Origin of the sequence: Mycobacterium sp. D16Q16 (assembly GCF_002013745.1) — a bacterium.
Classification (GTDB): Bacteria; Actinomycetota; Actinomycetes; order Mycobacteriales; family Mycobacteriaceae; genus Mycobacterium.
In genome coordinates this window covers 747823-760291 of the sequence record NZ_MAEY01000001.1, presented here as the reverse complement: position 1 = coordinate 760291, position 12469 = coordinate 747823, and the positions used below count along the sequence as shown (strand labels likewise).

The following is a 12469-nucleotide window of genomic DNA, read 5'->3' as shown; positions in this document are numbered from 1 at the left end:
ACGGGACAGTGCGATTCGCCTGTGTACGTGAGGCATTTCCTGCGGACATCATGCCATAGTCACCCCGCGTCGCGCGCCCGCTGTAGATCGGCGATCGAGGACCAGTCGAGGTCGGCCTGCCCGTTGGCCAGCGCCTCGTCGAGAACCGTTCGCAGTACCTCGCCGAACGGCAGTCGCAGGCCGGTGTCCGCCGCAACATCGAGTGCCAGCCCAACATCCTTGCGGCCCAGGGTAGTTGTGAACCCGGCGGGTTGGTAGGTGGAGGTGGCGATGAGCTTGCCGTAGCTGCTGTACGCCGGGCCCTGGAACAGGGTGCTGGTCAGTAAGTCGACCAGCAGTTCGGAGTCCACGCCGGATCGTTCGGCCATACTCACGGCCTCACTCAACGACTGGATGGCCGATGCGATGAGGAAGTTCCCGATGATCTTGACGACGTTGGCCTGTCGCGGCGCATCGCCCAGTCGCCAGGTGCGCGCCCCGATGATGTCGAAGAACGGCTGTGCTCTGTCGATCTGGTGGGTGTCGCCCGCGGCCAGCACCTGCAGTTGCCCTGCCTGCGCCACCGGGACCCTGCCGAACACCGGTGCGGCAACGTATCCCACACCGTGCTCGGCGTGCAGGGCCGTGGCACGGTCGGCCAGCTGGGTACTTACGGTCGCGAGATTGACATGCAAAGCTCCCGATGCGGCCGCGAGAACCTCCGGGGTCAAAAAGGTTTCGTTCACGGCGCGGTCGTCGGCCAGTACGGAGAACACCACGCCGGACTCGAACGCCTGCGTGGCCGACTGAAGCGGGTGAGCGCCGGTGGCGGCGAGTTCTGCCACGGGGTCAGGAGACCGATTCCAGACGGACACCTCGTGGCCCGCTTGAACAAGATTATGCGCCACTGCCTTTCCCATGGCGCCGAGTCCGATGACGGCAATTGTGCTCATTGGTGTGCTCCTGTTTCGGTGGGCCAGTTGGTGAATATCTCGGTGTAGTCATGGCTCATCAGTTCGATGACGGTGCCCCATGGATCCGTGAGATAGGACATGGTCCACGGTCTGCCCGCAACGACCGGTCGCGGTGCCGTGATGATGCGTCCACCACTGGCGGCGGCGACGGACGTCAGTTCCTGCACATCGGTAACCGTGAGGCACAGGTGCCAGGTTCCGCGCCGGGTGTAGTCGACAGGCCGGTCCGGCGCTGGGTCGGTCACGGGACTGATGAATTCGAAGAGTTCGACACCCACGCCGTTGTCCGTCTGCAGACCGGCCATTCGGGCCCGGCCGAATCGGGCGTCCAGTCCCGGCGGCAGCTCTCCGGCCGGTCCGGGTTCGAGTGTGCGCGGACCCATGATGCATTCAAATCCGAATACCTCGCGATACCAATCTATTGCCGCTGCGATATCGGGAACGGTAATCCCGACGTGATTGACGGACATCTTTCCTCCCATGAACCGGTTCAGACGGTTCCACCGTAGATCACCGTTGACGATCTGTCGAACCGGTTAAGATGGTTCGCATGACTCAGGGTGCGTCGCGGGATGTGGGGGCGATCTTCCGGCTGGACAACGCGGTGCTGGCGTTCCGTTTCACTGCGACGGTGTTCGATCGCGCGGGGGCGGCCACCGAGCGGCTCACCGATCCGGGGCGGCTGGGGTTGTGGCTGCGGGCCAATGGGCTGGACTTCTCGGATGCGACGGTGACCGAAGCCAACCTGGCCAATGCCAAGGAGCTGCGCGAGAGCATTCACCGTGCGGGTGCCGCGATCGCGGATGGCGGCACGATCGCGTCGGCAACGGTCCGGGTGTTGAACAAGTTCTCCCGAAATGGACATGCCCACAGGTTGTTCGGGAATGGCGAGGCAATCTGGCAAGGCGCGAGCATCGCGGATGCACTGTCGGTCATCGCTGCCGATGCGATCGAGACACTGGGCGGGCCCGATCGCGATCGTGTGAAGGCGTGCTCGGATGAGCAGTGCCATGGCCTCTACGTCGATACCAGTCGCGCCAATAACAGGCGCTGGTGCAACATGAACACCTGCGGGAACAGGGCCAAAAAGGCGGCGATGAGCCGCTTGCGCGAAGAGCGTTAAACCCGATGAGCCGCTTGCGCGAAGAGCGTTAAACCCGATGACAGGCGGGCGTTAGTGGGCGTGCATGACACCCCACGCCGGTAGGGGATCGAGGTAGTCACGCCAGGCCTGCGGTCCGGCCGCTAGCTCCTCGTCGGTGAGCACTGCGGACTCCAGAAGATGCCGCACGCGCGGACGGTCCAGACGTACCCCGATGAAGACAATCTCCTGGCCCGGCGCGACCTCGGCGCCGTGCCAGAACTGGGCTGGTTCGATCGTCAGGTTCGGCCCCGCCTGCGACCAGATCGCGGCGATATCGGGACGGCTGGCGATCCAGCAGAATCCCTTGCTGCGCAATAGCCCTTGCAGTGATTCCAGCGCGGTGTTGAGGCGCTGCGGGTGAAACGGGCGGTCCGAGCGGAAGGTCATGCTGCTGATGCCGTATTCCTCGGTTTCGGGTGTGTGCCCGTCGGCGATCTCCTCGTCCCAGCCAGGTGTTTGGGCGGCCAGGTCCGGGTCGAACAATCCCGTCTGCAGCACGAGATCGAGGTCGACGGCGCCACCGGTGGATCGCACGATCGTCGCCGTTGGATTGAGGCGGCGCAGCAGCGTCTCCACCATTCCGAGGGTCCGTTCGTTCACCAGATCCACCTTGTTGAGGATCAGGACGTCCGCGAACTCCACCTGATCGGTGAGCAGATCGGCGATGGACCGGCCGTCGCCGTCGGCCGCAGCCATATCGCGGTCGGCCAGCGCCTCACCGCGCGCCAGTTCGGGCAAGAAGGTGGACGCGTCGACGACCGTCACCATGGTATCGAGCTGGGCTACTTGCCCCAGGCTGGTTCCGTCCTCGAACTCCCAGGTAAACGAGGCAGCAACTGGCATGGGCTCGGAGATACCCGTTGACTCGATGACGAGCTGGTCAAATCGGTTCTGCCGGGCCAGGTCTCCGACGGCTTCGATCAGATCCTCGCGCAAGGTGCAGCAGATACAGCCGTTGGTGAGCTCGACGAGCCGTTCCTCGGTGCGGTCCAGGTGTCCTGTGCCCGCAACGAGGGCGGCGTCGATGTTCACCTCGCTCATATCGTTGACGATCACCGCGACGCGGCGGCCCTCGGTATTGGCCAGGATGTGGTTGAGGAGGGTGGTTTTTCCCGCTCCGAGGAATCCGGAGAGCACGGTTACGGGTAAGAGCTGGGCTGGGGTCACATGATAATGATAACCATTATCATTAATAAGTCGACGCCAGGATGCCCTTCAATGTCTCGCGGCCCTGAGAATCCAGCGGGAGCAACGGGCGCCTCGGGTCGCCGACGGCACGCCCCTGTAATTCCAGTCCGGCCTTGACGGTGGTCGGTAACCCGCCCGCGACGATGAACTGCAGGAGCGGCTTGAGTCCCTTGTAGATCGACGCGGCGTCGTCGTGGCGTCCGGCGCGCACGGCCTCGTAGAGATCCAGGCACGGCTGTGTCGCCAAACATGGTGCGGCGGTGCACCATCCGGATGCGCCGGCGTTGAGTGCGTCGAGCACCAGGGGATTGCTGCCGTTGTAGAAGGGCAGCTGTCCGTCGCTGAGGCGTTGGATGCCGAGCATCCGGTTGAGGTCGCCTGTCGATTCCTTGACCATGGTGAAGTTGTCGATATCGCGGAACATCGACACCAGGAGTTCGGGTTGCATGTCTACGCCGCTGGTGGCGGGGTTGTTGTAGGCCATCACGGGAATGTCGATGGCCGCGGCCACGGAAGCGAAGTGCTGCGCGATCTCGCGGTCGCTGAGCTTCCAGTACGACACTGGCAGTACCATCACCGCGTCGGCTCCGGCCTGCTGGGCGTGACGTGCCCGTCGAATGGTGTTGGCGGTGGTGAGATCCGAGGCCCCGACGATGACGGGCACCCTCTTGTTCACGGCGGCAACGGTGGTGTCGACGACGGCGTCGAATTCGCGTTCCTCAAGATAGGCGGACTCGCCCGTGCTGCCCAGCGGCGCGATGGCGTGAACGCCATCCTCGACGAGCCGGGACACCAGTTCGGCGAGCCGATCGGTGTCCACGGTGTCGTCGGGAAGGAAGGGGGTCACGGGGTAGGCGATGATTCCACGGAACTGGGGTGTGGAGGTCATGTGGTTTTCCTCAGGGTCTCAGGGTGATTGGCGAGCGCGGTGCGCGCGTAGTACGCGAAGTTGGCGATGCTGCGCCTGGGGGTGAGCGTCCAGTCGTGAGCCTCGCGGGCCAGCCGGTCGGGCAGGGGGGCGATGGTTCCCGCCGCCATGGCGGCCAACTGCAGCTTGGCGCCGCGCTCGATCAATACCGCCAGCGAGCAGGATTCCTCGACGGAGGCGCCGGCGACGACATGGCCGTGGTGGGCGAGCAGTATCGCCTTCTTGTCTCCCAGTGCGGCCGAGATGATCTCGCCCTCTTCGTTTCCGACAGGCACCCCTGGCCAGTCGGGCAGAAAAGCGCAGTCGTCATACAAGGGGGCGATATCCATCTGCGACACCACGAGCGGCGTCTCCAGCATGGACAGCGCCGCGACATGGAACGGGTGAGTATGCACGATGCACTGCACGTCGGGGCGGGCCCGGTAGATCCAGCTGTGGAAGCGGTTGGCGGGGTTGGCCATTCCGGATCCCTCGAGAACGTTGAGGTCCTCGTCAACCAGTAGCAGGTTCTCCTCGGTAATTTCGTCGAATCCAAGTCCGAGTCGTTGGGTGTAGAAGGTGCCGGGTTCCTCGGCGCGCGCGGTGATCTGTCCGGCGAGGCCGGAATCATGTCCGCGGTCGAACAGTGCGCGGCAGGTGAGTGCGACCTTCTGTCGTGTGGTCCATTCCGAGTCGGAGAAGTGCGTCTCCATGCTGCGCTCGGCGCGATTCATCAGAGCTGACTTGGTGTCCTGAAGTGTGGTGGCCATTTTCCGTGCTCCTTTCTGATCTCGGGCTGTGCGATCACCACTGTAGGACACTCTGTGTCATATAGTCAACATTGTTGTATGTATGCCGGGATAAGTGGCCGATGGGAACCTTCGTGTCACACTGGCCTCATGACATCGCTGGTGCGCGCGCTGCGCCGGGAACGTGGCCTGACCTTGGAAGAACTGGGCAGCCGCACCGGTCTGACCAAGAGCTATCTATCGAAAGTCGAGCGCGAGCACAGCACGCCGTCGGTGTCCGTGGCGATACGTATCGCGCAGGCCCTCGAAGTCGACGTCAGCCGACTGTTCACCAACGACGCCCATGAGTCCCGGGTGGTGGTGGATCGCGGTGCGGATGACTGGGATGACAGTAAGTTTCACGCGCTGAGCACCGAGATGCTCGGCAAGATCATGACGCCGTTCCTGGCTAGCCCGTCCACGGAATTCGCCGAGCATAGGTCCTCCCACGAAGGGCAGGAGTTCGTGTTCGTGCATCGCGGGTCGATCGAGTTGCAGTGCGAAGACGTCAGTTATGTCCTCGACGAAGGGGACAGCGCGTACCTTGACGCCACCCGCACCCACCGGATCCGCCGCACGTCGAAGACGCCGGCGCTGGTGGTCATCATCGCCGCGACCTAACGCGCTCGGCCGCGTGCCTGCCGGTAGTAGCGCACCAGGGTGTCCGTGGAGCTGTCGGTCTGCTGTGCCGGTGATGCGTCGTCGGTGATGACAGGCAGCAGGGCGACGGCCTGCTTCTTGCCCAGTTCCACTCCCCACTGGTCAAAGGAGTCGATACCCCAGACCGTACCCGCGGTGAACACCTCATGCTCGTAGAGTGCGATCAGTTGACCGACCGTCGAGGGTGTCAGCTTGGTGGCGAGAATGGTTGTGCTGGGCCGGTTTCCCGGCATCACCTTGTGCGGGACGACACTTGGTGCGGTGCCCTCGGCGGCGATCTCCTCGGCGGTCTTGCCGAAGGCCAGCACCTGCGTCTGCGCGAAGAAGTTACTCATCAGCAGGTCGTGCATGCTGCCGGTGCCGTCGGCGGTGGGCAGATCATCGGTGGGCTCGCTGAAGCCGATGAAGTCCGCCGGAATCAACCGGGTGCCCTGGTGCAGCAGCTGGTAGAAGGCGTGCTGACCGTTGGTTCCGGGCTCACCCCAGTAGATGTCGCCGGTATCGACGGTCACGGGTGCGCCGTCGGCCTTCACCGACTTGCCATTGGACTCCATGGTCAGCTGCTGCAGATACGCCGCGAACCTTGCCAGGTCGTTCGAGTAGGGAAGCACCCCACGTGACTGTGCGCCAAAGAAATTCGAGTACCACAAACCGATGAGGCCCAGGAGCGCCGGCGCGTTCTCTTCCAGAGGCGCGGTGCGGAAGTGCTCGTCGACAGTGTGGAACCCGGCCAGGAATTCGCCGAATGCCTCACGCCCGATCACCGCGATCACCGAGAGGCCGATTGCCGAGTCCACCGAGTAGCGACCGCCGACCCAATCCCAGAAGCCGAACATGTTGTCGGTGTTGATTCCGAACTCCGAGACCAGCTTCGCGTTGGTGGAGACGGCGACGAAGTGCTTGGAGACGGCGTCCTCGCCGAGTGCGTCCACGAGCCAGCGCCGTGCCGCGGTCGCGTTGGTGAGTGTCTCCAGCGTCGAGAACGTTTTCGAGGCGACGATGAAAAGCGTTGTCGCCGGGTCCAGGTCGGCGAGTGTGGCCACCAGGTCCGCGGGGTCCACATTGGAGACAAATCTCGCCGAGATCCCGGCGTCGGCGTAGTGACGCAGTGCCTGGTACACCATCACCGGTCCGAGGTCGGAACCGCCGATCCCGATGTTGACGACGGCGGTGATGCGCTGCCCGGTCGCCCCGGTCCACTCTCCGCTGCGTAGCCGGTCGGTGAAGTCGCCCATGGCATCGAGCACTTGGTGTACATCGGCGACCACGTCCTGTCCGTCGACCACCAGCTGCGTGTCGCGGGGCAGGCGCAGCGCGGTGTGCAACACCGCGCGGTCCTCGGAGGTGTTGATATGCGCCCCGGCGAACATGGCGTCACGGCGCCCCTCGAGATTGGCTGCCTTGGCCAAATCGACCAGCAGCGACAGGGTTTCGCGGGTCAGACGGTGCTTGCTGTAATCGATGTACAGGTCACCGACCGTGACGGTCAGGTCGCTTCCCCGAGTCGGGTCGTCGGTGAAGAATTCTCGAAGATGTGTGGAGGCGATCTGCTTGTGATGAGTTTCCAGTGCCTGCCACGCCGCTGCGAGTGTCATGCGACCGAGCCTAGTAGCGGCGCTCGGAGGCTGCAGGGCTGCCTATTGGTTGGCGCAGGTAACCCATCGGCTGCTGATCCGGGCGAACCCGGCGATACCCGTCTTGGTCTCGGTCTTCCCGCCGGCCGATGCGGTGATTGTCACCCGCGACGAGGCGGTATCGCCATTGACGACCGACTTTTCCACCTTGTCCACGTTGATCTTCAGATCATCGGGTTGACCCTCAAGGTCCTCGTCGGTGATCGTCACGCAGGACAGCGCGTTGAGCACGTCGAGGTTCTTGGCGCCGAGTGCGGCATAAAACTCCTTGAGCACGTCCGTCAGCTCGCGCTCCTCCTCCTTGGTCGCCTCACGCGGCACCGACGAGGTGGTGGGGCCCGGCACCGAGATGCTGGTGGTGGCCGACCCCGTGCTCGGCGTCGTGGTCGAGGTGGAGCGTCCGGCACTGGTGGCCGTGCTGGAAGAGCTGTTGGTCGTCGTGGTGCTGCTGCTCGTCCTGGTCCGTGACCTTGTTGTGGTCGTCGTGGTGCTGCTCGTCGGCGCCTCTGGGTTCACAAGAGGCACGCCGAGCTTTACGGTCGGGCGCGCTTGGGGTGTGTCTTCGATCGTCCGGTTGTTCTCGACCCAGAGCCCGGCGGCCACCGCCGTCACCGCGGCCAGACAGACCGCCAGCACCCCGATGACGATCTTGGTGGCGTGCCTGGCGACGAACCTGCGCGTGGGCGTCGGTTCGGCGGCGACGGCGGCCTCCAGGTCGTAGTCCACCGACTCGTCCTCGGCGTCCTCCGGGTTGCCGTCCTTCGGTGCGGATTTGTCCGCTGCGACTTCGCCCTTGGCGGGGACGTTCTTACCCTCGGCCTTCGAGGTGTCGGCGCCCGTGGCGTCGGGCTTGTCCTCGGCCTTGTCTTGGTCGCTCAACGGATCCCTCCCTGTCGGTTCCAGCCGGGATTAGTGTCCCAATCTGCCGCGGCCCAGGCGCAGCAGCAACATGGCCAGAGTGTGGCCTTCCTGGCCCAGTTCGCTGAAGCGTTCGAGAACCTTCATCTCGCGGCTGTGCACAAGGCGCGGACCACCCGAGGCCATCCGGGCCTTACCGATTTCACGGGAGACCTCGGTGCGGCGCTTGATCGCCGCGAGGATCTCCGCGTCGAGCCGGTCGATCTCCTTGCGCAGCTCATCGATATCGGCCGCGGGCTCAGTGGCCTGGTCGATATCTTTTTGGCTGGCGTTCTCGGTCATTTGAGTAGTCATTCTGTCTCACACTTTCTCTTGGAGCGGTTCGATCCGCAATGCCGCCCCGGAATCCGGCCTCACAAGAGAGGAGCCCCGTAGTCCGGTAGCGGACTGCGGGGCTCGTGAATCGGCTAGACCACGGGCACCGTAGTCCGGTACCCGTAAAAAAATCGCTGCTGGTGGTCAAGCACATCAAAGAGTGTAGCCGACATGCGATGAACGCTTGCGGGACGTGCGTCAGGCCGAGATTGTCCCTCGTCAGCGGTAAGTTAGATCGGTCATGGCTATACCTGATTCTCTTCGCCCAAGCGGCTCATCGGCCCTTCCTGAGCCCGCGCTCTTCGACATGCCCAGCACTTCGAGTTCCCACAGCGATGCGTTGCTCGAGGGGCTGAACCCGCAGCAGCGTGCCGCCGTCGCGCACGAGGGGTCCCCACTGCTCATCGTCGCCGGCGCCGGGTCCGGCAAGACCGCGGTGTTGACCCGCCGCATCGCTTACCTGCTGGCCGAGCGGGACGTGAGCCCGGGACAGATCCTGGCCATCACCTTCACCAACAAGGCCGCCGCCGAGATGCGCGAGCGCGTCGCGAACCTCGTGGGCCGACGTGCCAACTCGATGTGGGTGTCGACGTTCCACTCCAGCTGCGTGCGCATTCTGCGGAACCAGGCCTCTCTGCTGCCCGGATTGAATTCCAACTTCTCGATCTACGACTCCGATGACTCGCGGCGGCTGCTGCAGATGATCGGCCGCGATATGGGCCTGGACATCAAGCGCTACTCGCCACGGCTGCTGGCGACCGCCGTCTCCAACCTGAAGAACGAGCTCATCTCGCCGGAGCAGGCCGTGGCCAACCTCAGCGTCGATGATGACGCCGGTGAGCTACGCCGAATCGTCGCCGATGTGTATGGCGAGTACCAGCGGCGTCTGCGTACGGCGAACGCTCTGGACTTCGACGATCTCATCGGTGAGACGGTCGCCGTACTGCAGCAGTTTCCGCAGATCGCGCAGTTCTACCGCCGCAAGTTCCGGCACATCCTGGTTGACGAGTACCAGGACACCAACCATGCCCAATACATCTTGGTCCGCGAACTGGTAGGTGCTCACGTGGACCGTACGGTCGATCCGGACAGCCCGGAACCCGCGGAGCTGTGCGTGGTGGGTGATGCCGACCAGTCCATCTACGCCTTCCGTGGCGCCACGATCCGCAACATCGAGGAATTCGAGCGCGACTATCCGAACGCGAAAACCATTCTGCTGGAACAGAATTATCGATCCACGCAGAACATCCTGTCGGCGGCCAATGCCGTCATCGCGAAGAACTCGAACCGTAGAGAAAAGCGGCTGTGGACCGATTCCGGCGAGGGCGAGCTGATCGTCGGCTACGTCGCGGACAACGAACATGATGAGGCGTCCTTCATCGCCCGGGAGATCGACGCGCTCTTCGATCGCAGCGACGCCAACTATGGCGACGTCGCGGTGTTCTACCGCACCAACAACAACTCCAGGTCACTCGAAGAGATCTTCATCCGAACCGGCATCCCGTACAAAGTCGTTGGGGGAGTGCGGTTCTACGAGCGCAAGGAAATCCGCGACATCGTCGCCTACCTGAGGGTGCTGACCAACCCGGGTGACGCGGTGAGCCTGCGGCGGATCCTCAACACCCCGCGCCGGGGCATCGGGGACCGGGCCGAGGCGTGTGTCGCCGTACACGCGGAGACCGCCGGCATCGGTTTCGGGGAGGCGCTCGCAGATGCCGCCGCGGGCAAGGTCGCGATGCTGAACTCTCGCTCCGAGAAGGCAATTGCCGCCTTCATGGACATGCTCGACGAGATCCGCGCCACGTTACGCACCGATCCGGGGGCGTTACCGGATATCGGCGATGTGGTCGACGCCGTGCTCAACCACACCGGGTATCGATACGAACTGGAGAACAGCAGCGATCCCCAGGAGCTGGCGCGTCTCGATAACCTCAATGAATTAGTCAGCGTCGCACATGAATTCAGTGCGGATGCGGCAAATGCCCAAGCGGCGGGGGATGATCTGCCGGTTGACGACGAGGATGTCGGTGCGCCTCCGGGAAGCCTAGAGGCGTTCCTGGAGCGGGTGTCGCTGGTTGCCGACGCCGACGAGCTGCCCGAATCGACGGCCGGTGTGGTCACGATGATGACTCTGCACACCGCCAAGGGGCTGGAATTCCCGGTGGTCTTCGTCACTGGCTGGGAGGACGGCATGTTCCCGCACATGCGCGCCCTCGGGGATCCGGTGGAGCTGGCCGAGGAACGCCGACTTGCCTACGTCGGGATCACGCGGGCCCGTCAGCGTCTGTACCTGAGCCGCGCCAAGGTGCGCTCGTCGTGGGGGCAGCCCATGATGAATCCGGAATCGCGCTTCCTGCAAGAGATTCCGCAAGATCTGATCGAATGGCGGCGCACGGATCCGCTGCCGGGACGGATCGCGACTGGTGCCGGAAGCTACGGCGGCGGTGGCTATGGGTCCAGTGGATCGCGCGGGGGCGGCGGCTCGTTGGGTGCTCCGTCCAAGAAGCGCACCAAGCCGCTGCTGGTGCTCGAACCCGGTGATCGGGTGAGCCACGACAAGTACGGGCTGGGCAAGGTCATGGAGGTGACTGGTGTTGGCGAGAGCGCCACAGCGCTCATCGACTTCGGCAGCGACGGACGCGTGAAGCTGATGCACAACTTCGCGCCCGTGCAGAAGCTCTAGAACAAAAACGCCGAGCGTGAGCGGCGCTGCTCACACTCGGCGTTGAAGGCTATGACTAGTCGCCGAAGCGGCTGAAGGTGATGCCCTTGTTGGCCAACCAGCCCTGCGGGTCGATGCGCTGCGATCCACCTAGCAGCACTTCGAAGTGCAGGTGCGGCCCGGTCGAGTTACCGCGGTTGCCGATGGTGGCGATGCGGTCACCCGCCATCACGCGCTGGCCCACCGATACTTCCCAGGTGTTGATGTGGCCGTACAGGGTCACGGTGCCGTCCGAGTGGCGGATCTTGACCCAGGCGCCGTAGCCGGCGGTCGGGCCCGTCGCGATGACGACGCCATCTGCCGCGGCCACGATCGGAGTGCCGATGCTGTTGGCGATGTCGATGCCGCCGTGCAGGGCACCCCAGCGGTAACCGAAGCCGGAGGTGAAGGTGCCGTTTGCGGGCATCACGAAGCGCGGAGCCAACAGACGCTTCTCGCGGTCCGCACGCTCGGAAGCGAAGGCGGTGGCCTTCGCCAGCTGCTCGTCGGTGATCGAGGTGTCGGTGGCCAGTGGCGCGGAGATCAACTGCGGCCCGTGGGCGGCCATCACCGCTGCGGAGCTGCCCAACGCGAGGCTGTGACGATCTGCGGCCGCTGCGGCATCGTGCTCGCTCAGCGCGCTATACCCGGCAGCTGCAGCTGCACCGGCGGCCATGGCTGCCAGGGCGATGCGCGTCTTGCCTACCTGACCGATCTCGCGGCGGCGGTGTGCGCCTCCGCTGCTGATCTTGGGCAGCTTGTCGGTGGGGGTGTCGCGAGGGTCTCTAGTGCGTGCGGCAGAGGCGGCGAACCAGTCCGCGGTGGCCTCGATGGAGGCGCGGATCCGGTCGGCTTCGTCGGTGTCCTCTTCCCAGTCCTGCTCGATCTGGGCGAGAGCGGCCTGGTGCTCCGTCTCGGCGTCCTCTTCCGGGGCGTCCTCGTAGACGTCGTAATCCTCAAGCTCGGGACGTTCCAGCGCATCACTCAGGCCGAACTCGTCGATCGGCACGATGTTGGTGATCTCGTTCTCACTCGGTGCCGCGCTTCGATCACCACGCGTGCGTGTCGTTCGATGCTGTGTCAAAACCTCGCCAGTCTTCCGTTCGGCGTCACGACCTAGCGTGACCAAAACGTGATCTAACCCAAGAGAAGGTAACGGTTGGGCAAGGGGAGTCGCAACTCAATGCGCCGAAACGCATATAAATGTGACTTGTGTCACGAAGGCGCTGATAGGGCTCCCAAGCCGCGGCTTCGTTGCCGA

General features: G+C 64.1%; 12 protein-coding genes. 3 read left to right on the top strand and 9 right to left on the bottom strand.

What is annotated here, in order from left to right:
* Positions 1 to 59 precede the first annotated feature (59 nt).
* Together B4394_RS03725 and B4394_RS03720 are read right to left on the bottom strand one after the other, a co-directional pair.
* The gene (locus tag B4394_RS03725; protein WP_078310376.1) at positions 60 to 932 is read right to left on the bottom strand and encodes an NAD(P)-dependent oxidoreductase; all 873 of its coding nucleotides are present in this window, start codon (positions 930 to 932) and stop codon (positions 60 to 62) included.
* A complete protein-coding gene (locus B4394_RS03720; RefSeq protein ID WP_078314261.1) occupies positions 929 to 1423 on the bottom strand; it encodes a VOC family protein in 495 nt (164 codons plus the stop codon). Before B4394_RS03720 ends, B4394_RS03725 begins: the two co-directional genes overlap by 4 nt.
* A gap of 71 nt (positions 1424 to 1494) precedes the next feature.
* On the opposite strand from B4394_RS03720, the gene B4394_RS03715 reads away from it, so the two are divergent.
* A complete protein-coding gene (locus tag B4394_RS03715; RefSeq protein ID WP_078310371.1) occupies positions 1495 to 2076 on the top strand; it encodes a CGNR zinc finger domain-containing protein in 582 nt (193 codons plus the stop codon).
* Positions 2077 to 2127: 51 nt separating this feature from the next.
* Here B4394_RS03715 and B4394_RS03710 read toward each other — a convergent pair whose 3' ends face one another.
* Genes B4394_RS03710 through B4394_RS03700 form a run of 3 tightly spaced genes read right to left on the bottom strand, consistent with a single transcriptional unit; the run spans position 2128 to position 4962 of the window.
* The gene (locus tag B4394_RS03710) at positions 2128 to 3264 is read right to left on the bottom strand and encodes a GTP-binding protein (protein ID WP_078314142.1); all 1137 of its coding nucleotides are present in this window, start codon (positions 3262 to 3264) and stop codon (positions 2128 to 2130) included.
* A 22-nt stretch (positions 3265 to 3286) separates the two neighbouring features.
* The gene (locus B4394_RS03705; protein WP_078314141.1) at positions 3287 to 4174 is read right to left on the bottom strand and encodes a dihydrodipicolinate synthase family protein; all 888 of its coding nucleotides are present in this window, start codon (positions 4172 to 4174) and stop codon (positions 3287 to 3289) included.
* On the bottom strand, positions 4171 to 4962 hold the full coding sequence (locus tag B4394_RS03700; protein WP_078310359.1) for an aldolase: 792 nt from the start codon (positions 4960 to 4962) through the stop codon (positions 4171 to 4173). Before B4394_RS03700 ends, B4394_RS03705 begins: the two co-directional genes overlap by 4 nt.
* A 129-nt stretch (positions 4963 to 5091) precedes the next feature.
* Here B4394_RS03700 and B4394_RS03695 point away from each other — a divergent pair, with 129 nt between their 5' ends.
* Positions 5092 to 5601: a helix-turn-helix domain-containing protein gene (locus tag B4394_RS03695; protein ID WP_078314140.1), complete on the top strand. Its 510-nt coding sequence runs from the start codon at positions 5092 to 5094 to the stop codon at positions 5599 to 5601.
* Here the strand turns inward: B4394_RS03695 and pgi are convergent.
* Genes pgi through B4394_RS03680 form a run of 3 tightly spaced genes read right to left on the bottom strand, consistent with a single transcriptional unit; the run spans position 5598 to position 8474 of the window.
* On the bottom strand, positions 5598 to 7235 hold the full coding sequence (gene pgi / locus B4394_RS03690) for a glucose-6-phosphate isomerase (RefSeq protein ID WP_078314139.1): 1638 nt from the start codon (positions 7233 to 7235) through the stop codon (positions 5598 to 5600). The genes B4394_RS03695 and pgi overlap by 4 nt on opposite strands.
* Before the next feature lie 42 nt (positions 7236 to 7277).
* Positions 7278 to 8153 (bottom strand): hypothetical protein, encoded by an 876-nt coding sequence (locus B4394_RS03685; RefSeq protein ID WP_353647398.1) that lies wholly within the window; start codon positions 8151 to 8153, stop codon positions 7278 to 7280.
* A gap of 30 nt (positions 8154 to 8183) precedes the next feature.
* Complete coding sequence (locus B4394_RS03680) at positions 8184 to 8474, bottom strand: chorismate mutase (protein WP_078314138.1); 291 nt, start codon at positions 8472 to 8474, stop codon at positions 8184 to 8186.
* 340 nt (positions 8475 to 8814) lie between these two features.
* Here B4394_RS03680 and pcrA point away from each other — a divergent pair, with 340 nt between their 5' ends.
* Positions 8815 to 11190, top strand: a complete 2376-nt coding sequence (gene pcrA / locus B4394_RS03675) for a DNA helicase PcrA (RefSeq protein WP_078314137.1) — start codon at positions 8815 to 8817, stop codon at positions 11188 to 11190.
* 55 nt (positions 11191 to 11245) lie between these two features.
* On the opposite strand, the gene B4394_RS03670 is transcribed toward pcrA, so the two are convergent.
* Positions 11246 to 12292, bottom strand: coding sequence for a M23 family metallopeptidase (locus B4394_RS03670; RefSeq protein WP_078314136.1), 1047 nt, complete (start codon positions 12290 to 12292; stop codon positions 11246 to 11248).
* Positions 12293 to 12469: the final 177 nt, after the last annotated feature.

What these genes read in the sequence shown, in the direction of transcription:
- B4394_RS03725 (WP_078310376.1), bottom strand. Translation starts at nt 932, where the DNA reads ATGAGCACAATTGCCGTCATCGGACTCGGCGCCATGGGAAAGGCAGTG.
- B4394_RS03720 (WP_078314261.1), bottom strand. Translation starts at nt 1,423, where the DNA reads ATGTCCGTCAATCACGTCGGGATTACCGTTCCCGATATCGCAGCGGCA.
- B4394_RS03715 (WP_078310371.1), top strand. Translation starts at nt 1,495, where the DNA reads ATGGTTCGCATGACTCAGGGTGCGTCGCGGGATGTGGGGGCGATCTTC.
- B4394_RS03705 (WP_078314141.1), bottom strand. Translation starts at nt 4,174, where the DNA reads ATGACCTCCACACCCCAGTTCCGTGGAATCATCGCCTACCCCGTGACC.
- B4394_RS03700 (WP_078310359.1), bottom strand. Translation starts at nt 4,962, where the DNA reads ATGGCCACCACACTTCAGGACACCAAGTCAGCTCTGATGAATCGCGCC.
- B4394_RS03695 (WP_078314140.1), top strand. Translation starts at nt 5,092, where the DNA reads ATGACATCGCTGGTGCGCGCGCTGCGCCGGGAACGTGGCCTGACCTTG.
- pgi (WP_078314139.1), bottom strand. Translation starts at nt 7,235, where the DNA reads ATGACACTCGCAGCGGCGTGGCAGGCACTGGAAACTCATCACAAGCAG.
- B4394_RS03680 (WP_078314138.1), bottom strand. Translation starts at nt 8,474, where the DNA reads ATGACCGAGAACGCCAGCCAAAAAGATATCGACCAGGCCACTGAGCCC.
- pcrA (WP_078314137.1), top strand. Translation starts at nt 8,815, where the DNA reads ATGCCCAGCACTTCGAGTTCCCACAGCGATGCGTTGCTCGAGGGGCTG.